Origin of the sequence: Saccharothrix hoggarensis (genome assembly GCF_042678885.1) — a bacterium.
Taxonomy (GTDB): domain Bacteria; phylum Actinomycetota; class Actinomycetes; order Mycobacteriales; family Pseudonocardiaceae; genus Actinosynnema; species Actinosynnema hoggarensis.
In genome coordinates this window covers 1-17,231 of the sequence record NZ_JBHTLK010000149.1, presented here as the reverse complement: position 1 = coordinate 17,231, position 17,231 = coordinate 1, and the positions used below count along the sequence as shown (strand labels likewise).

Sequence of the window (17,231 nt, the reverse complement as noted above, 5' to 3'; positions counted from 1 at the left end):
CGAACTCACGGTTGAGAATCCCGACGTACGTCGCGTCGCCCAACTTGTTCGCGGCCACGGCCGTGCCGAAGTACCGGCCGCTCTGCGCCGCCGACGCGCCGAGCGTGGTGGCGGCGTTCGCGGACGTCGTCGCGACGAGAACCGCCGCGCTCGCCGTGGCGGTCACGACCGCCGACACGAGCACGGCTCGTGACACTGACCTCGATGTCAGTTTCATCTGGTGGCACCTTCTGCGAGCACCCGCCGCTTCGCGGGTGGAGGGCTGGACCCGGTGACCGAGAAGGCGGCTCGATCGGGGTCAACGTGGAGTTGTCCGGCCTGAAACTTTTAGCAGTATCAACCGAAACAGATCGGTCTGGCAAGCACCGAAATTGCGCCTGCTCGACCGACCTGGCGCGTCCGTCACAATCCCGACGTCCAGCCGGAGCACTCACTCGGCGTGACGCCCACCCGGCCGCCGACGGCGCAGGCGCGCAAGAAACCCCAGTTGAGATGCGACGACGCGCACGTTCCGGCCATCGGCGCGCACGGGCGCGCAACCGTCCACACGACACAGAAGCGGCCCCGAAAGGCTACGCAAACAATTCGCAAGTTTCGGTTACGCAGATGCGGGCTCATCGCGGAAGACGCCGTGTGACACACCTCGACTACGACAGATGACGCAGTCGGCATTCATCCTCGGCGCATTACCGCCACCGCCACCGCGGAACTCCTACCAAGGTGATGACAACCCGCTTCCACGCGGAACCTTGACGCCACAGCATCGCACTGCCACCATTGCGCCCGAAATGTTTGCGTAAACATCTTCGTCGGTCACCACCGGTCTTCCGCCGCCCCACCCGCCGCCCGCGATCACAGCCGGTGATGTTTGCGCAACCACGCCGAGGAGCACCGGTAGCGCCCACGCGGCGCGAGTGAGCAGCGCAGTGCACCCCGCGACCTGCGATCCAGGGACGGTGGGTGGGTGCGACCGGCCGGGTGCTCCTCCGGGTTCCACCGACAAGCTCCCGCCTCCGAGAAGGTCCCGCCGTGATCAGACACCGCCGTCGCACCGTGCTCACCGCCGTCTCCGGCGCGCTCGCGCTCGTCCTCGCCGCCTGCGGCTCCGACGACACCGGGGCCGCGCCGCAGCGGTTCACCGCCGCGGACGTCCAGGCCGCGCTGGACGCGGGCGGCACGATCGAGGTGTGGGCGTGGGAGCCGACGCTGGAGGAGGTCGTCGCCGGGTTCGAGGCGAAGTACCCGAGGGTGGAGGTGGAGCTGCGGAACGCGGGCACCGGCAACGACCAGTACACCGCCCTCCAGGACGCGATCGCGGCCGGCTCGGGCGTGCCGGACGTGGCGCAGGTCGAGTACTACGCGCTGCCGCAGTTCGCGCTGGCCAGGTCGGTGACCGACCTGACGTCGTTCGAGGCGGACAAGCTCGTCGGCGAGTTCACACCGGGCCCGCGGTCGTCGGTCCAGACCGGAGGCGGCCTCCACGGCCTGCCGATGGACTCGGGCCCGATGGCGTTGTTCTACAACGAGGAGCTGTTCGACGAGCACGACGTCGCGGTGCCCAAGACCTGGGCCGAGTACGTCGCGGCCGCCCGCGCGCTGCACGCGGCGGACCCGGACGTCTTCATCACCAACGACACCGGTGACGCGGGCTTCACGACCAGCATGATCTGGCAGGCGGGCGGCAGGCCGTTCCGGGTCGACGGCGCCAAGGTGCGGATCGACCTGGCCGACGACCCCGGCGTCGAGCGCTACACCCAGCTGTGGCAGCAGCTCATCAGCGAGAAGCTGGTGGCGCCCGTGGCGTCGTGGAGCGACGAGTGGTTCGAGGCCCTGGGTTCCGGCCGCATCGCCACGCTGGTGACCGGCGCGTGGATGCCGGCCAACCTGCAGTCGGGCGTCGAGTCGGGCGCGGGCAAGTGGCGCGTGGCGCCGCTGCCCCAGTGGGACGCGGGCGACAAGGCCGGCGCGGAGAACGGCGGCAGCGCGCTGTCCATCCCGGCCGCGAGCGACAACAAGGCGTTGGCCTACGCGTTCCTCAGGTACGCCACCCTGGAAGACGGCGTGGGGCTGCGCGTGGCCGGCGGCGCGTTCCCGGCCACCACCGCCGAGCTGTCGTCCCCGGAGTTCCTGGGCGCCGAGTTCCCCTACTTCGGCGGCCAGAAGGCGAACGCGATCTTCGCCCAGGAGGCGCGCAACGTCGTGAAGGGCTGGTCGTACCTGCCGTTCCAGGTGTACGCCAACAGCATCTTCGCCGACACCGCCGGCAAGGCGTACACCTCGGGCACCTCCCTGTACGACGGGTTGAGCAGCTGGCAGGAGGCGTCCGTCGAGTACGGCAGGAGGCAGGGCCTGACGATCGGGTCCTAGGACCGCGCGGGGTGCCACGAGGGGTCGAGGGCTCCCGGTCACGTCGACCGGGAGCCCTCGACGTTCACGCCCCGGACGTCACAGCGCGCGCTCCAGGTGTTCGGACAGCAGCCGGACGAACCGGGCCGGGTCGGGCAGGTCTCCGCCCTCGGCCAGCAGCGCCATGCCGTGCAGCAGCTCGGCCGACTCCGCCAGCCCGCCGTGGTCCTCGCGGGAGGAGAACGCCTTGTGCAGGCCGGCGACCAGCGGGTGGTCCGGGTTCAGCTCGAGGATGCGCTTGACCGGCGGCAGCTCCTGCCCCATCGCCCGGTACATCTTCTCCAGGGTCGGGGTCAGGTCGTGGGCGTCGCCGACGACGCACGCGGGCGAGGTGGTCAGGCGCGACGACAGCCGCACCTCCTTCACCTTGTCGCCGAGCGCGGTGGTCATCCACGCCAGCAGGTCGGCGAAGTCCTTCTGCCGCTCCTCGGCCTGCGCCTTCTCCTCCTCCGTCTCCAGGTCGACCTGGCCCTTGGCGATCGACTGGAACGTCTTGCCGCCGTACCCCGGCACGGCGTCGACCCACATCTCGTCGATCGGGTCGGTGAGGATCAGCACCTCGAAGCCCTTGGCGCGCAGCGCTTCCAGGTGCGGCGAGTTCTCCACGGTGGCCCGCGAGTCGCCGGTCATGTAGTAGACGTGCTGCTGGTCGTCCTTCATCCGCTCGACGTACGCGGCGAGCGTGGTCGGCTCCTCGGCGTCGTGCGTGGACGCGAACGAGGCGACGTCCAGGATCGCGTCGCGGTTCTCGGGGTCGCTGAGCAGGCCCTCCTTGACCGCGGCGCCGAACTCGCGCCAGAACGTGGCGTACGACTCGGGCTTGTCCGCCATCAGCGACTTGACGGTCGACAGGACCTTCTTCACCAGGCGGCGGCGCACGAGCTGGATCTGGCGGTCGTGCTGGAGCAGCTCGCGCGACACGTTGAGCGACAGGTCGTGCGCGTCCACGACACCCTTGACGAACCGGAGGTACTCCGGCATCAGCTCTTCGCAGTCGTCCATGATGAAGACGCGCTTGACGTAGAGCTGCACGCCGCGCTTGCGCTCGCGCATGAAGAGGTCGAGCGGGGCCTGCGACGGGATGAACAGCAGCGCCTGGTACTCGAAGACGCCCTCGCCGTGCATGCGGATCGTCTCGAGCGGCTTGTTCCAGTCGTGGCTGACGTGCCGGTAGAACTCGGCGTACTCGTCCTCGCTGACGTCGGAGGCGGGCCGCGCCCACAGCGCCTTGCGCGAGTTGATCGTCTGGGGCTCGGCGTCGTCGCCCTCGCCCGCGGCCATCCGGATCGGCCAGGTGATGAAGTCCGCGTAGCGCTTGACGATCTCGGTGATCTTGGCGGTGGACGTGTAGTCGGCGAGGTGGTCCTCGGCGTCGGCCGGCTTGAGGTGGAGGGTGACGGCGGTGCCCTGCGGCGCGTCGGCGACGTCCTCGATCGTGTAGGTGCCCTCGCCGGTGGACTCCCACCGGACGCCCTCGGCGGACCGCGGGTGCCTGGTCACGAGCGTGACCTTGTCGGCGACCATGAACGACGAGTAGAAGCCGATGCCGAACTGGCCGATCAGGTCCTGCGAGGCGGCGTCCTGGCTCTCCTTCAGCTTCTGGAGGAACTCCGCCGTGCCGGACTTCGCGATCGTGCCGATCAGGCCGATCACGTCGTCGCGGGTCATGCCGATGCCGTTGTCCCGGATCGTGAGGGTCCGCTCCGCCCGGTCGACCTCGATCGCGATGTGGAGGTCCGACGTGTCCGCGACCAGGTCCTTGTCGCGGAACGTCTCCAACCTCAGCTTGTCCAACGCGTCGGAGGCGTTGGACACGAGCTCGCGCAGGAACGTGTCCTTGTTCGAGTACACCGAGTGGATCATCAGCCGGAGCAGCTGACGCGCCTCTGACTGGAACTCCAGCGTTTCCACGTTCTTCCTTTCCATCCGATCGGGCCGACGTTCGTCCGACCTGTGATCGTATCCATTCTCCGACCCACGACGCCCAACCCGCGCACGCCTCACGTCCGTGCTCGGCCGGGTGCGTCTTCCGGACGACGTGCGGACCGCGGAAGGGCTCGGCACGCGGGGCTCGCCACGCGGGGTCCGGCCGCCGCGCTACGGCCGCGGGGCGTCGTCGGACCAGGTGTAGGTGGGCGGCCGGTAGGCGCGGCAGCGGTCGAGGAGGCGGCCCAGGTCGTCGTCGACCAGCAGCATGTCGCGGTACGGCGGCTTCAGGAACCCCTCCTCGACCATGTGGTCGACCATCCGGAGCAGGTGCGTGAAGTAGCCGTCCACGTCGAGCAGGGCGACCGGTTTGGCGTGCAGGCCCAGCTGCGCCCACGTCCAGACCTCGAAGAACTCCTCCAACGTGCCCGCGCCGCCCGGCAGCGTGATGAACGCGTCGGCCGACTCCGCCATCAACGCCTTGCGCTCGTGCATCGACTCGACCACGTGCAGCCTGGTCAGCCCCTGGTGCGCGACCTCCCACCCGACCAGGCTGCGCGGGACCACGCCGACCACCGACCCACCCGCCGACAGCGCGCTGTCGGCGAGCGCGCCCATCGTGCCGACCCGGCCGCCGCCGTACACGACCTCGATCCCCTGCTCGGCCAGCGTGCGGCCGACCTGTGCCGCCACCTCCACATGCCGCACCCGCCCGCTGGACGAGCCGCAGAACACGCACACCCTCATGCGGACACGGTAGGGGCGGGTCAGCGGCCGAGCCCGGCGCCCCCGTTGACGCCGAGGACCTGCCCGGTGACGTGGCCGGCCTCCGGCGAGGTCAGGAACACCACGGCGGCGGCCACGTCGGCGGGCTTGCCGGCGCGGCCGTTCGCGGGCTGCCCGACCAGCTTGCGCCGCCGTTCCCCGGAGAGCGGGCCGCCGAAGAACTCCGTCTCCTCGGTGACGCCCGGCGAGACGACGTTGACCGTGATGCCGCGCCCGCCCAGCGAGAACGCGAGGTCCGCGGTCCACGCCTCGACCGCCGCCTTGGCCGCGCCGTAGCTGCCGGAACCGCGGCGGGCCGCGATGGAGCCGATCGTGACCACCCTGGCGTCGTCGGCGAGCCGGGGTTCCAGCGCCGTGGTGACCAGCACGGCGCTGAGCACGTTGGCCTCGAAGTTCGCCAGCCACAGCTCCCGCACGTCCGCCAGGCCGTCCGGCGCGGGACGGCGGCGCGCCACGTTGCCGCCCGCGTTGTTGACCAGCACGTCCACCCGCTCGGGCAGGTCCGCCAACGCCGCCTGGACGGCCGCCGGGTCGGCGGCGTCGAAGGACACCGCCCGCGCGCCGATCTCGGCCGCCGCGGCGGCGAGCACGTCGGCCCGCCGACCGGTGACCACGACGTCGAGGCCCTGCTTCACGAGGTCGGCGGCCACCGCCCTGCCGATGCCCGTCCCACCCCCGGTCACGACTGCTGTTCTCGTCATGCCAAGGTCTTATCAGCGGGTTCCGGCCGGGTCGATCCGCTCGTCGGCCCAATAATGCGCAGGATTGTTCACATCCGTGATTTGTTCACACTCTTGATTCGCATTTTCCGCCCTTGGTGGAGTTGACCGCCGGAAATGTGGCGCTGTGTGCAGCGGAAACACCGGAAATGTCCCGCGTTCAGCCTTCAGTGGCACGCCATCGAACGATCCCAGGTAACCGCGCCCGCGCACTATCGTCCACATGACGGTGTGTGATCCGCTGTTCACGGAGGTGTGTTGTGCAGGTCCGACCTTGGCTCGTCCTCGCCCTCGCGGGTGGTCTCCTGGGCGCCGACCACGTCCGCACCGACGAGGCGACGGTGGAGGTGGTCGCCAAGCGGGGCCTCATGTCCGCGCCCGCGGCGCCCGCGGTCGGCGGTGGTTTCGTCAGCGGCGGCGACCTGTTCGCGGCCGACGGCACGACGCGGGTCGGCGAGGGCCATTCGCACTGCGGCGTGGTGAAGGTGACGGTGGACGTGCCGCCCGCGGTGACCACGCACTGCACGTCCACGTTCCGCCTGGCCGACGGCGAACTGCACCTCTCCGGCATGCGCACGTACAAGAGCATCGCGGCCGGTTTCGGCGACGCGACGATGGCGATCACCGGCGGCACCGGCGCCTACGCCAACGCGCGCGGCGAGGGCAAGGCGGTGCGCTCCGACTCGGCGGACGTGGCGTACGAGTTCACCTTCACGATCACCGACGGCTGAGCGGGACGGCTCAGCCGACCCGGAGTTCGCCGGTCACCGGCACGAGCGGTGACCGGCGGTTGTCCACGACCACGAGCGACGGCCGGCCGCCGTCACGTCGGTCGCCCTCACGCCTGCCGCCATCGCGGTTGTCGCCGTCACGTCGGTCGCCGTCGCGCCACTGGCCGCCCGCCAACGGGATGGTCGCCACGCCGGGCGCGGGGCCGCGGGTCCAGTCCAGCACCCCGGCCATCGTCGCCAACCGGGTGGTCGCCAGCACCTCGCGGACCGACGTGGTCGAGTCCGCCGCGCCCACGGCGTGCGTCGCCACCTCGAACAGCGCGTGGGCCAGCCCCAGCGGTTGCAGCCAGGGCGAGCCGGTGGCCTCCTCGTACGCGCGCACGAGGTCGCGCGGCGTGCGCCCGCCGCCGACGTGGTCGTGCTCCGGCGTCCACGACACGATCGTCGCCACGCCGTCCAGCCCGTGCCGGGCCACGCCGAACGGGTAGGTCAGCCAGCGCGAGCACGTCACCAGCCGGGGTCGCCGGGCGCGCACCACCGCGGCGAGGTCGGCGGCGGTCGCGGCGCTGGTGACCACCTCGACGTCGCCGACCTCCGGCACCACGCCGCTGGACTCCCGGTACGGCAGGTCGACCAGCGCGTGCCCGCGCGCGGCGGCCACCGGCCGGAACCACCGCCGCAGCGCCGCGCCCTGCGTGCCGTCGTTCCACACGCACCCGACCACGCGCGCCGGGCCCAGGTGCTCCCACAGGTCCGCGAACACGGACGCGATGTCGTCCACGCCCCAGCAGAAGTGGAACGCCCAGCCCGGTCGCCGCCGGTCGGAGGCGAACACCTGCCACGGCAGCGTCGTGGACACGCACGGCACCTCGTGCTCGGCGCAGGCGTCCACGACGGCGGGCAGCGTCGCCGTGCCGCCCAACGTCACCACGACCCGCACCCCGGCCTCGACCAGCGACAAGGTCGCCGCGCGGGCGCCCTCGGCGGTCGAGCCGCTGTCCCGCAGCACCACGTCCGCGGGCCACGGCAGGGCGCGCGCGACGAACTCCAACGGGGCGCCGAGCGGCGCCAACCTCCCGGTCGCCGCGAGGACGACCCCGATCATGGGGCGGGGCACGGCGGCAACCTATCCACATCCCCGGTTCCACGATCGGGCGAACCCCCGGTCCGCAGGCCGGCGGTCGGCCCACCCGGCTTCGACCACGGGATCGTCGAACGCGTTCGACGATCCCGTCGAACGCCGCGCCGAATTCCCGTCGAACAATTCGAATGGATACGCGAAGTCCGCATTGCCGTGTCGCGTGGACCGTCGATCAGCGTCGAAACTCTTGCCTTGCCCATCCCGTGCCGTCAACATCATGGCGAGGCAGCGCGGGAACACGTCGCCGCGCCTGTTCGCGCCCGGTTCCCTCCCCTTCCGCTGCCGCCGGCGATCAACGAGGAGCGTCATGTCCGATGTTCGTGGCAGGTTGAGAAAGATTCGTCGGCGGGTGGGACTGCTGGCGAGCGGAATGGCCACGTTGCTCGCGGGCATGGGCGTTGTCGCCGTGACGAACGCCGAGGCGGCCGCGGGCTGCAAGGTGGTGTACTCCGTCCCGAGCCAGTGGCAGGGCGGCTTCACCGGCAACGTCGCCGTGACGAACCTCGGCGACCCCGTCAGCGGCTGGCGGCTGACCTGGGCGTTCCCGTCCGGCCAGACCGTCACCCAGGCGTGGAACGCCACGGTCACCACGTCGGGCAGCCAGGTCACCGCGACCAACGCGAGCTACAACGCCAACATCGCCACCAACGGCACGGTGTCGTTCGGCTTCAACGGCTCGTGGACGGGCAGCAACACCGCGCCCACGTCGTTCGCGCTCAACGGTGTCACGTGCACCGGCGGCACCGCGACCACCACCACGACGACCACCACCACTCCCCCGCCGACCGATGACGCGATGGCGGCGACCGCCGCCATGCAGCCCGGCTGGAACCTCGGCAACTCGCTCGACGCCACCGGCAGCGACGAGACGTCGTGGGGCAACCCGCGCGTCACCGCCGCGCTGCTCGACAACATCCGCGCGCAGGGCTTCAACAGCATCCGCATCCCGGTGACGTGGGGCCAGCACCAGGGGCCCGCTCCGGGCTACACCATCGACCCGGCGTACATGGCGCGCGTCAAGGAGGTCGTCGACTGGGCGTTGGCGGACGGCTTCTACGTGATGGTGAACATCCACCACGACTCGTGGCAGTGGATCGCGAACATGCCCGCCGACCGCGCCGGCGTGCTCGCCCGCTACAACGCCGCGTGGACGCAGATCGCGACGACGTTCCGCGACTCGTCGCCGAAGCTGGTGCTGGAGAGCGTCAACGAGCCGCAGTTCAGCAACAGCTCCGGCGCCGCGCAGAACGCCGAGCTGCTGCACGAGCTGAACACGTCGTTCCACGGCATCGTGCGCCGGTCCGGCGGCGCCAACGCGACCCGCCTGCTGGTGCTGCCGACCCTGCACACGTCGGCCGACCAGGCCCGCATCGACGAGCTGACCACCACGCTCACCGCGCTGAAGGACCCGCGGATCATCGCGACGGTCCACTTCTACGGCTACTGGCCGTTCAGCGTGAACGTGGCGGGCGGCACGCGGTTCGACGCCGTCGCCCAGAAGGACCTGACCGACTCGTTCGACCGCGTGCACGACTCGCTCGTGGCGAAGGGCATCCCGGTCATCATCGGCGAGTACGGCCTGCTCGGCTTCGACCGGCACACCGGCACCATCCAGCAGGGCGAGAAGCTGAAGTTCTTCGAGTTCCTCGGCCACTACGCCCGCGCCAAGAAGATCACCACCATGCTGTGGGACAACGGCCAGCACTTCGGCCGCACGTCGTTCCAGTGGAGCGACCCGGAGCTGTTCGCGCAGATCAAGTCGAGCTGGACGACCCGGTCCGGCACGGCGTCGTCGGACCAGGTGTTCAGCGCCCGGTCGTCGGCGATCACCGACAAGTCGCTCACGCTCAACCTGAACGGCACGTCGTTCCTCGGCCTGCGCCACGGCACGACGGACCTGGTGCGCGGCACCGACTACACCGTCACGGGCGACCAGCTGACGATCACCGCGTCCGCGATCACCCGGTTGAGCGGATCGCGGGCGTACGGCACCAACGCGACGCTGTCCGCGCGGTTCTCGCAGGGCGTGCCGTGGCGGATCAACCTGATCACCCACGACACGCCGGTCCTGCAGAACGCGACCGGCACGACCAGCGCGTTCGCCATCCCGACCGCGTTCCGCGGCGACCAGCTCGCCACGATGGAGGCCAAGTACGCGGACGGCAGCAACGCCGGACCGCACAACTGGACGTCGTACAAGGAGTTCGACCGGGCGTTCGCGCCGAACTACACCACGAACGTGACGACCCTGACGTCGGACTTCTTCGCCGAGGTCGCGGACGGCGCGCGGGTGACGCTCACGTTCCACTACTGGAGCGGCGCGAAGGTGACCTACCACGTCACCCGGACCGGGACCTCGGTCACCGGCACGACCAGCTGACCTGCCCTGCGGCGAACCCCGGCGGACCGGAGCACACGCTCCGGCCCCCCGGCCGCATTCCCAGGGGAGGACGGCGGTGCCGCACCAGTTCCCGGCGCCCACGGGACCGCGCCCCCGCGGTGGAACGCTCAGCCGCCGATCGCGGCGAGCACGTCCCGGCACAACCGCACCAGCTCCTCGTCGGCACGCACCTGGTCGCTGCTCCACCCGGTCTCCCTCAGCGTGTGCCGCCGGGTGCGGGCCAGTTCGTCACGCGGCAGCGGGACGGCGGGCGCCGCGGCGGGGCCCATGACGGCCAGGCAGCGGACAGCCGGGACGCGGAGGTGCGGGTTCACCGGCCACACCGCCGTCAAGAGCGGCAGCGCGGCGTCCGCGTCGCCGGTGGCGTGCCACAACGCCTCGGGGACGTGCAGCCGCACCCAGCCGTGGTCGTCCAGCCGGTCGAGCAGCGCCCGCAGCCGCGGGACGTGCGCCGCGGCGGCCCCTCCCAGCTCGGCCATCGAACTGCCGGCCGAGGCTACCGGCCGCGTCCGGCCCCGGCGGCCGGGTTTATCCGGTTGCGCCGCTTCCGCCCGCCCGCCGACGATCGCGCCCATGACGGGTGACGGCGAGGTTCGGCGGGAGTTCGGCTGGTCGGACATGTGGGTCGGTCCGGAGGACGATCCGCGCGAGGCCGGTGGTCCGTACGCCGGGGAGCGCGAAACCCTGGCGCGCTACCTGCGGAACCAGCGGTTGACGTTGGAGCTGAAGTGCGCCGGGCTGGACGCCGAGGGCTTGGCGCGCCGGTCCGTGCCGCCGTCGGACCTGTCGCTGCTCGGGCTCGTGCGGCACCTGGCGGAGGTCGTGCAGCACTGGTTCCGGCGGGTGATGGCCGGTGAGGACGTGGTGCCGCACTACACGTCGGCGGAGGTCGCGTTCGGCGGTGCGACGGCCGACCCGGACGTGGTGCGGGACGCGTGGGCCACCTGGCGGGCGGAGGTCGCGTTCGCCGAGCGGTTCGTGGCCGAGGCGCCCGACCTGGACGTCCTCGGCGCCGGCGACCCTGACCACGCGCCGATCCCGTTGCGGGAGGTGGTCGTCCACCTGGTCGAGGAGTACGCGCGGCACAACGGTCACGCCGACCTCCTCCGCGAGCGGATCGACGGGAGGGTGGGTCAGTAGGGCGGGACCGTTGCCACGTAACGGTGTCCGGCGCGCGCGGTGAAGGTGGCCGCGTCGCCGTCCACGCTCGCCGGCACCGGCTGCCCGGTCCGCTCGTCCACCAGCCGGAAGTCCGCGCGGAACAGGGGGCCGCGAACGGTGACGGGACCGTCCTGCCCCGTGGCCAGTGCGATCTCCCGCGCCACACCGCCGGACCAGCGCACGTCGACCGTGACGTCACCGCGCGCCCGGAGGCCGGCGCACGAGCCGTCGCGCCACTCCCCCGGCAACGCGGGCAGCACGTGCACCACGCCGTCCTGGCTCTGCAGCAGCATCTCCGCCACACCGGACGTCGCCCCGAAGTTGCCGTCGAGCTGGAACGGCGGGTGCGTGTCCCACAGGTTCGCGGTGGTGCTGCCGATCAGCTGCTCGGCCAGCACCCGGTGCGCGTGGTCGCCGTCGAGCAGCCGCGCCCAGAAGTTGATCTTCCACGCCTTGCTCCACCCGGTGCCGCCGTCGCCGCGCGCGGTGAGCGAGGTCTTCGCGGCGGCGGCGAGGTCGGGGGTCCGGAGCGGGCTGATGGCGTTGCCGGGGAACAGCGCGAACAGGTGCGACACGTGCCGGTGGGTGTTGCCGGGGTCGTCCAGGTCGTCCTTCCACTCCTGCAACTGGCCCCACGAGCCGATCCGCGTGCCGGGGTCGAGCCGGTCGAGCGCCGCGCGCACCTCCGCCCCGAACGCCGTGTCGCCCACGTCGTCGGCGGTGGAGACGACGTTGGCGAACAGCTGCCGGACGATCTGCTGCGACATCGCCGGACCCGCCGAGAAGTCGCCGTGCTCGGGCGAGTAGCCGGGCGACACGACCAGCGTGCCGTCACGGTGGTCGACGACGAGCCCGTCCAGCCAGAACCGGGCCAGCTCCCGCATCACGGGGTACGCCCGCTCGCGCAGGAACCGGCGGTCGCCGGTGAACAGGTAGTGCTCGTAGTAGTGCTGCGCGAGCCACGCGCCCGCCTCGGGGAACCAGAACGCGGTCGCCCAGTCGTGCACACCGGTGAAGCCGAACGGGTTCGTCTCGTTGTTGACGACCCAGCCGCGGGAACCGTGCAGCTCCCGCGCGGTCACCGCGCCGGGTTCGCGCAGCGCGTCCACGAACGAGAACAGCGGCGCGGTGGTCTCGGAGAGGTTCGTCGTCTCGGCGGGCCAGTAGTTCATCTGGAGGTTGATGTTCACGTGGTAGTCGGCGCTCCACGGCGGCGACACCGAGTTGTTCCAGACGCCCTGCAGGTTCGCGGGCAGCGTTCCCTGCCGTGAGGACGAGATCAGCAGGTAGCGGCCGTACTGGAAGTACAGGGCTTCCAGGGCGCGCCGGTCGGACGGCGACGCGGTGGCGTAACCGCGCAGGAGCTCGTCGGTCGGCACGTCCACCGGTCGTTGCCCGAGGTCGAGCCGGACGCGGTCGAACAGCTCGCGGTAGTCGCGCTCGTGCGCGTCGAGGAGCCGTGCCCAGCCCTTCGCGGACGCGGCGTCGACCGTCTCCGTCACGCGCCGGTGCGGGTCGGGGCCGCGGTAGGTCGGGTACGCGTCGGCGTAGTCCGTGCCGGCCGCGAACACGAGGACCGCGCTGTCGGCGCCCGCGACGGTGATCGAGCCGTCGGGGTGGTCGGTGCGCGTGCCGCCCTCGGTGAGCACTTGGAGTTGCGATTCGAACCGCATCCCGTTGTCGTGCAACGCGCCGGTGGAGGTGGAACGGCCGCCGCTCGCCGTGGTGGTCCTGGTGCGGTTGTCGGGCGCGGTGATCGAGGCGGTGAACCCGATCCGGCCGGGACGGTCGGCCGACAGCCGGGCGACGATCACGCCGTCGACGGCGGTGGCGAAGTACTCCCTGAGGTGCCACACGCCGTCGGCCCGGTACGACACGGAGGCGACCGCGCGGGTCAGGTCGAGGTCACGCCGGTAGTCGGCGACCTCGGCGGGCGGGTCGGCGAGGTCCAGCACGAGTTCGCCGAACGGCTGGTACGCGCCGAACCCCCGGCGACGCTGCCCCAATGCGTCCGCGACGACCTCGGGCGCGGCCCGGCCGTCCCGGTCTACCAGCTCCCGGACGTGGCGCAGCGCGTCGGGGCGCGGGCCGGTCCAGTTGCCGAAGTCGTAGCCCTCCGCCGAGCCGGGCCCGCCCGTCCAGAGCGTCTTCTCGTTGAGCTGGACGCGCTCGCGCGCCACCGTGCCGAAGACACCGCCGCCGAGCGCGCCGTTGCCGATGGGCAGCGACTCGCGCTCCCAGTCGGTGGCGGGCTCGTCGTACCAGAGCGTCAGCGTCCGGGGGTCCGCACTCGCACGCATACGCTTCCTCCACCGCCGGGCCATCGCGGTGACGCTAACAAGACATCCGAAGTGTGGGAAGCCCCAAGGCGCTCGTTAGGCTGAGGCGAGGCGATCGACCGTCGATACATCGGATGTGTGATGGGTCGGTGTCACCCGTGACGGTGGATTGCGGGGTCGGCGCGCGGGAAGCCCCGGAGGAACGCCGAGCCGGAGGAGCAGCCGTGGACCGTGAGATCCGGTCGCGCTTCGACTACCGGCGGCCGGTCGACGTGGACGACGCGGTCGCCGCCACCGCCTGGCCGGGCGTCGAGTTCATCGCCGGCGGCACGAACCTGGTCGACCACCTGAAGCGGGGCCTGGCCGCGCCGGAGGTGCTGGTCGACGTCACGGGGCTGCCGCTGGACTCGGTCGAGGAGCTGCCGGACGGCGGGCTGCGGATCGGCGCGACCGTGCGCAACAGCGCCCTGGCGGCGCACCCGGTGGTGCGGCGGGACTACCCGGTGCTGGCGCGGGCGCTGCTGTCCGGCGCGTCCCCGCAGATCCGCAACCTCGCCACGACCGGCGGCAACCTGCTGCAACGCACCCGGTGCGCGTACTTCCGGGACCTGTCGAGCCCGTGCGGCAAGCGCGAGCCGGGGACGGGGTGCTCGGCGCTCGGCGGCTGCACGCGCCACCACGCGATCCTGGGCGCGTCCGCGCACTGCGTCGCCACGCACCCGTCCGACATGGCGGTCGCGATGGCCGCGCTCGACGCCGAGGTGCACGTGCTCGGCCCGGACGGCAGGCGGACGGTCCCGCTGGTCGAGCTGCACCGGCTGCCCGGCGACGAGCCGCACCGCGACACCGTGCTGTCCCGCTCGGACCTGATCACGTCGGTCGACCTGCCGCCGCTGCCGCCGGGCGCGCGGTCGGGGTACCTGAAGGTCCGGGACCGGGCGGAGTTCGCGTTCGCGCTGGTGTCCGCGGCGGTGGTGCTGCGGGTCGAGGACGGGGTCGTGGCCGACGTGCGGATCGCGCTGGGCGGCGTGGCGCACAAGCCGTGGCGGGCGCGGCGGGCGGAGGACGTGCTGCACGGGGCGCCGCCGGGCGAGGAGGCGTTCCGACGCGCGGCGGAGGAGGAGCTGGCGGCGGCGAGACCGTTGGCGGGCAACGGTTTCAAGGTTCCGCTGACCCGGAACGTGATGGTGTCCGCGCTGCTCGCCGTGTCCGCCGAGCGGCGATGACGGTCGCCGCGCGTGGTCAGGGCAGCAGCACGTCGAGGAACGGGTTGCTGAACACGCGGTGCGGGTCGCACGCGTGGAGGGTGGCGAGCGCGGCGTCCCACGACGGGTTCGGGCCCTGGCGGTAGGAGTCGGGGACGGTGGCGGTCAGCACCTCGGGGTCGGCCCACGCCGCCTCGGTCGTGTAGCCCCAGCCCTTGGACCACTCGACGCGGGTCGCCGCGTACGCGCCGGTGTACCGGGTGAGGAAGAACCGCTCCAGCTCGCGGTAGAACGCCGCCGCGCCGGGCGCGGTCGGGAACGTCAGCACGTCGAACCACACGGCGACGTCCCACTCCGGGTGGTCCTCGCGGGGCCGCACGGCCGACAGCGCGGGCGGTCGCGCGCCAGGCACGTCGACGTGCGCCGGGTCGTCCAGCCCGCCGACGCGGATCTCCACCTGCCCCGTCACGGGAACAGGCCGCGGTCCGCGTGCGCCGCGAGGAGGTCCTGGTAGAACGTCGCGAAGTCGCTCACGACGCGCTGTAGCTCGGCCCGGCTGGTCAGCACCGCGCACCCGTTCGCGGTGTCGCGCAGGGTGGTCGGCTTGACGTGGAGCAGCAGGTTCTTCGACGCGCCCCACAGGTCGGTGGCGAGGGTGGCGGTCAGCCCCGCCCAGTTCTCGTACCCCTGGCGGTGCAGGTCGACGTCCGGCGGGAACTCCGGCGGCGGGTCGCCCCCGCCGTCGCCCGGCGTCACGACCCCGGCCGGCAGCCACGCGACGGCGGACGCGGCGAGGAAGTTCCGGCGGGAGAACGGGGACGCGGTCATGCGCCCCATCGGTACCGGACGAACGGCGTTCAGTCCAAGAACTGTCCACGGGGTGCCGGCGGGCCGGGCACGTCGTCGCCGTGGCTGCTCGCGGGGTCGGTGACGTCGCCGCACCCGGAAGCGCTCGGCCCTACTTCGTCCCGATCCGCAACGCGTTCGCCGCGGGCTTCACCCGGGACGGTCCGTCGACCTGGGCGTCCGCCGCGCCGTCCGCTTGCTCCTCCGCGGGCTCGTAGGACTCGAACGGTGCGGGGATCCGGGTGCGGCGGAAGACGACGAGCCACGCCATCAGACCGGACAGGGCGGCGAACGCGGCGGCGACCAGCAGCGCGCCCCGCGGACCGGCCCCGCCGACGACGGCGCTCGCCGCCACCAGGCCGACCGTGCCCGCGCCCGCCGTCACCGCGCCGACCGTGGCGAACACCCGGCCCCGCAGCGCGTCCGGCGTCCGGACCCGCACCAGCCCGCTCAGCGTGACGTTCTGCACCGCCCCGCACGCCCCCGCGACGATCCACGCCAGCCCGTTGACGACGGCGTGCGGCACCAGCGCCGGGGCGACCAACGCGACGCCCAGCACGAGGTTGCCGGTGGCGAAGGCGGCGACCAGCGCCCGCGCGGTGGTGAAGCGGCGGCTCACCGCCGCGCCGATCAGCGTGCCGCCGGTCCAGCAGCCGAGCATGACGCCGTAGGTGAAGTCGTTGCCGCCGACCGGGCCGTGCACCAGGAAGACCTCGTTGACCAGCGCGATCGCCACCGCGACCCCGCCCACGGTCTGCGCCGCCACCCGACCGAGCAGCAGCCGGTCGCTGCGCAGGAGCACCAGGCCGCTCCACGGGCTGGTCGGCCCGGCGGGGCCGCCGTCGTCCTGGCGCGGGTCGCGGTCCACGCGCAGGCGCAGCACCATCACGACGTGCGCCAACGTGGCCACCGCGTCGAGGACCAGCGCCGCCTCGATCCCCGGCCCGACCGCGATCAGGCCGCCCAGCACGGTGCCCGCCACGGAACCGGTGTTCTCCGCCGACGACAGCCAGGCGTAGCCGCGCATCGCGTGGTCCTCGCCGGTGGTCAGCGGGATCAGCACGGACCCGCAGGTGCGCACGATGCCGCCGGTCAGCCCCAGCAACGCGATCAGGCCGTACAGGACCGGCAGGTGCGCGTGCCCGAGCAGGAGGCCGACGAGCAGCAGGACCTGGGCGAACACCGTGCCGGCGAGCAACGGGCGGTTGCGGAACCGGTCGACCGCCCAGCCCGCGAGCGGCGCGCCCGCCACCGCGCCCAGGGCGGCGGCCACGAACAGACCGGCGACGGCGAACGCGCCCAGCCCGGCCAACTCCGTGGTGAACCCGATCAGGGTGAGCTGCGCGCCGAGGCTCGACACCCCCGACCCGCCCGCCAGCACCACCAGGTCCCGATTCCCCCGCAGACCCTCCCGCACCGCACCCACCCCGCGTCCACCCCGCTCCCCCACCGCGACCTCTCAGCCGCATGATCAGCCGCACCCTTCGGGCGGGCCTCGGGCCGCACGCCAGGCGCGCACGTCCAGCGCCGCACGTCCCGGCCGCACGTCCCGGCGCACGCCGTAGCGCACACCCCGGCCGCACGTCCCGGCGCACAACCGGCCTCGCGTCCCGAGCCGCACGTCCCGGCC

The 17,231-nt window shown here is 72.3% G+C and carries 12 protein-coding genes and 2 pseudogenes; 5 read left to right on the top strand and 9 right to left on the bottom strand.

Going from position 1 to position 17,231, the window contains the following annotated elements; all coding sequences use genetic code 11:
• A pseudogene (locus ACFQ3T_RS24340) lies at positions 1 to 217 on the bottom strand (endo-1,4-beta-xylanase); the annotation flags it as partial.
• 812 nt (positions 218 to 1,029) lie between these two features.
• On the opposite strand from ACFQ3T_RS24340, the gene ACFQ3T_RS24335 reads away from it, so the two are divergent.
• Positions 1,030 to 2,367, top strand: coding sequence for an ABC transporter substrate-binding protein (locus ACFQ3T_RS24335; protein ID WP_380726216.1), 1,338 nt, complete (start codon positions 1,030 to 1,032; stop codon positions 2,365 to 2,367).
• A gap of 78 nt (positions 2,368 to 2,445) precedes the next feature.
• On the opposite strand, the gene htpG is transcribed toward ACFQ3T_RS24335, so the two are convergent.
• The 3 genes from htpG to ACFQ3T_RS24320 form a co-directional block, all read right to left on the bottom strand.
• Positions 2,446 to 4,332: a molecular chaperone HtpG gene (gene htpG, locus ACFQ3T_RS24330; protein ID WP_380726214.1), complete on the bottom strand. Its 1,887-nt coding sequence runs from the start codon at positions 4,330 to 4,332 to the stop codon at positions 2,446 to 2,448.
• Positions 4,333 to 4,503: 171 nt separating this feature from the next.
• The gene (locus ACFQ3T_RS24325) at positions 4,504 to 5,079 is read right to left on the bottom strand and encodes an LOG family protein (protein WP_380726212.1); all 576 of its coding nucleotides are present in this window, start codon (positions 5,077 to 5,079) and stop codon (positions 4,504 to 4,506) included.
• Between the two features lie 20 nt (positions 5,080 to 5,099).
• Positions 5,100 to 5,819: an SDR family oxidoreductase gene (locus tag ACFQ3T_RS24320; RefSeq protein WP_380726210.1), complete on the bottom strand. Its 720-nt coding sequence runs from the start codon at positions 5,817 to 5,819 to the stop codon at positions 5,100 to 5,102.
• A 278-nt stretch (positions 5,820 to 6,097) separates the two neighbouring features.
• Here ACFQ3T_RS24320 and ACFQ3T_RS24315 point away from each other — a divergent pair, with 278 nt between their 5' ends.
• Entirely contained in the window at positions 6,098 to 6,568 is a 471-nt protein-coding gene (locus ACFQ3T_RS24315; RefSeq protein WP_380726208.1) for an allene oxide cyclase barrel-like domain-containing protein, read from the top strand.
• A 10-nt stretch (positions 6,569 to 6,578) separates the two neighbouring features.
• Here ACFQ3T_RS24315 and ACFQ3T_RS24310 read toward each other — a convergent pair whose 3' ends face one another.
• Positions 6,579 to 7,685, bottom strand: coding sequence for an ABC transporter substrate-binding protein (locus tag ACFQ3T_RS24310; protein WP_380726207.1), 1,107 nt, complete (start codon positions 7,683 to 7,685; stop codon positions 6,579 to 6,581).
• 394 nt (positions 7,686 to 8,079) lie between these two features.
• Between ACFQ3T_RS24310 and ACFQ3T_RS24305 the strand changes: the two genes are divergently transcribed.
• Entirely contained in the window at positions 8,080 to 10,089 is a 2,010-nt protein-coding gene (locus tag ACFQ3T_RS24305) for a cellulase family glycosylhydrolase (protein WP_380726205.1), read from the top strand.
• A gap of 128 nt (positions 10,090 to 10,217) precedes the next feature.
• Here the strand turns inward: ACFQ3T_RS24305 and ACFQ3T_RS24300 are convergent, their stop codons facing one another.
• Positions 10,218 to 10,589, bottom strand: coding sequence for a hypothetical protein (locus ACFQ3T_RS24300; RefSeq protein WP_380726203.1), 372 nt, complete (start codon positions 10,587 to 10,589; stop codon positions 10,218 to 10,220).
• 94 nt (positions 10,590 to 10,683) lie between these two features.
• Here ACFQ3T_RS24300 and ACFQ3T_RS24295 point away from each other — a divergent pair, with 94 nt between their 5' ends.
• The gene (locus ACFQ3T_RS24295) at positions 10,684 to 11,250 is read left to right on the top strand and encodes a DinB family protein (protein WP_380726201.1); all 567 of its coding nucleotides are present in this window, start codon (positions 10,684 to 10,686) and stop codon (positions 11,248 to 11,250) included.
• Here the strand turns inward: ACFQ3T_RS24295 and ACFQ3T_RS24290 are convergent.
• Positions 11,244 to 13,571, bottom strand: a complete 2,328-nt coding sequence (locus tag ACFQ3T_RS24290) for a glycoside hydrolase family 95 protein (RefSeq protein WP_380726199.1) — start codon at positions 13,569 to 13,571, stop codon at positions 11,244 to 11,246. The two genes, ACFQ3T_RS24295 and ACFQ3T_RS24290, sit on opposite strands and share 7 nt — an antisense overlap.
• Positions 13,572 to 13,774: 203 nt before the next feature.
• Here ACFQ3T_RS24290 and ACFQ3T_RS24285 point away from each other — a divergent pair, with 203 nt between their 5' ends.
• Positions 13,775 to 14,776 (top strand): FAD binding domain-containing protein, encoded by a 1,002-nt coding sequence (locus ACFQ3T_RS24285; protein ID WP_380726197.1) that lies wholly within the window; start codon positions 13,775 to 13,777, stop codon positions 14,774 to 14,776.
• A gap of 16 nt (positions 14,777 to 14,792) precedes the next feature.
• On the opposite strand, the pseudogene ACFQ3T_RS24280 reads toward ACFQ3T_RS24285, so the two are convergent.
• Together ACFQ3T_RS24280 and ACFQ3T_RS24275 are read right to left on the bottom strand one after the other, a co-directional pair.
• Positions 14,793 to 15,583 (bottom strand): annotated as a pseudogene (locus ACFQ3T_RS24280) (cholesterol oxidase substrate-binding domain-containing protein).
• Positions 15,584 to 15,713: 130 nt separating this feature from the next.
• Positions 15,714 to 17,018: an MFS transporter gene (locus ACFQ3T_RS24275; protein ID WP_380726195.1), complete on the bottom strand. Its 1,305-nt coding sequence runs from the start codon at positions 17,016 to 17,018 to the stop codon at positions 15,714 to 15,716.
• Positions 17,019 to 17,231 lie beyond the last annotated feature (213 nt).

Excerpts from the sequence above, each read along its gene's own strand:
- htpG (WP_380726214.1), bottom strand. The coding sequence starts at position 4,332 with ATGGAAAGGAAGAACGTGGAAACGCTGGAGTTCCAGTCAGAGGCGCGT.
- ACFQ3T_RS24325 (WP_380726212.1), bottom strand. The coding sequence starts at position 5,079 with ATGAGGGTGTGCGTGTTCTGCGGCTCGTCCAGCGGGCGGGTGCGGCAT.
- ACFQ3T_RS24320 (WP_380726210.1), bottom strand. The coding sequence starts at position 5,819 with ATGACGAGAACAGCAGTCGTGACCGGGGGTGGGACGGGCATCGGCAGG.
- ACFQ3T_RS24305 (WP_380726205.1), top strand. The coding sequence starts at position 8,080 with ATGGCCACGTTGCTCGCGGGCATGGGCGTTGTCGCCGTGACGAACGCC.
- ACFQ3T_RS24300 (WP_380726203.1), bottom strand. The coding sequence starts at position 10,589 with ATGGCCGAGCTGGGAGGGGCCGCCGCGGCGCACGTCCCGCGGCTGCGG.
- ACFQ3T_RS24295 (WP_380726201.1), top strand. The coding sequence starts at position 10,684 with ATGACGGGTGACGGCGAGGTTCGGCGGGAGTTCGGCTGGTCGGACATG.
- ACFQ3T_RS24290 (WP_380726199.1), bottom strand. The coding sequence starts at position 13,571 with ATGCGTGCGAGTGCGGACCCCCGGACGCTGACGCTCTGGTACGACGAG.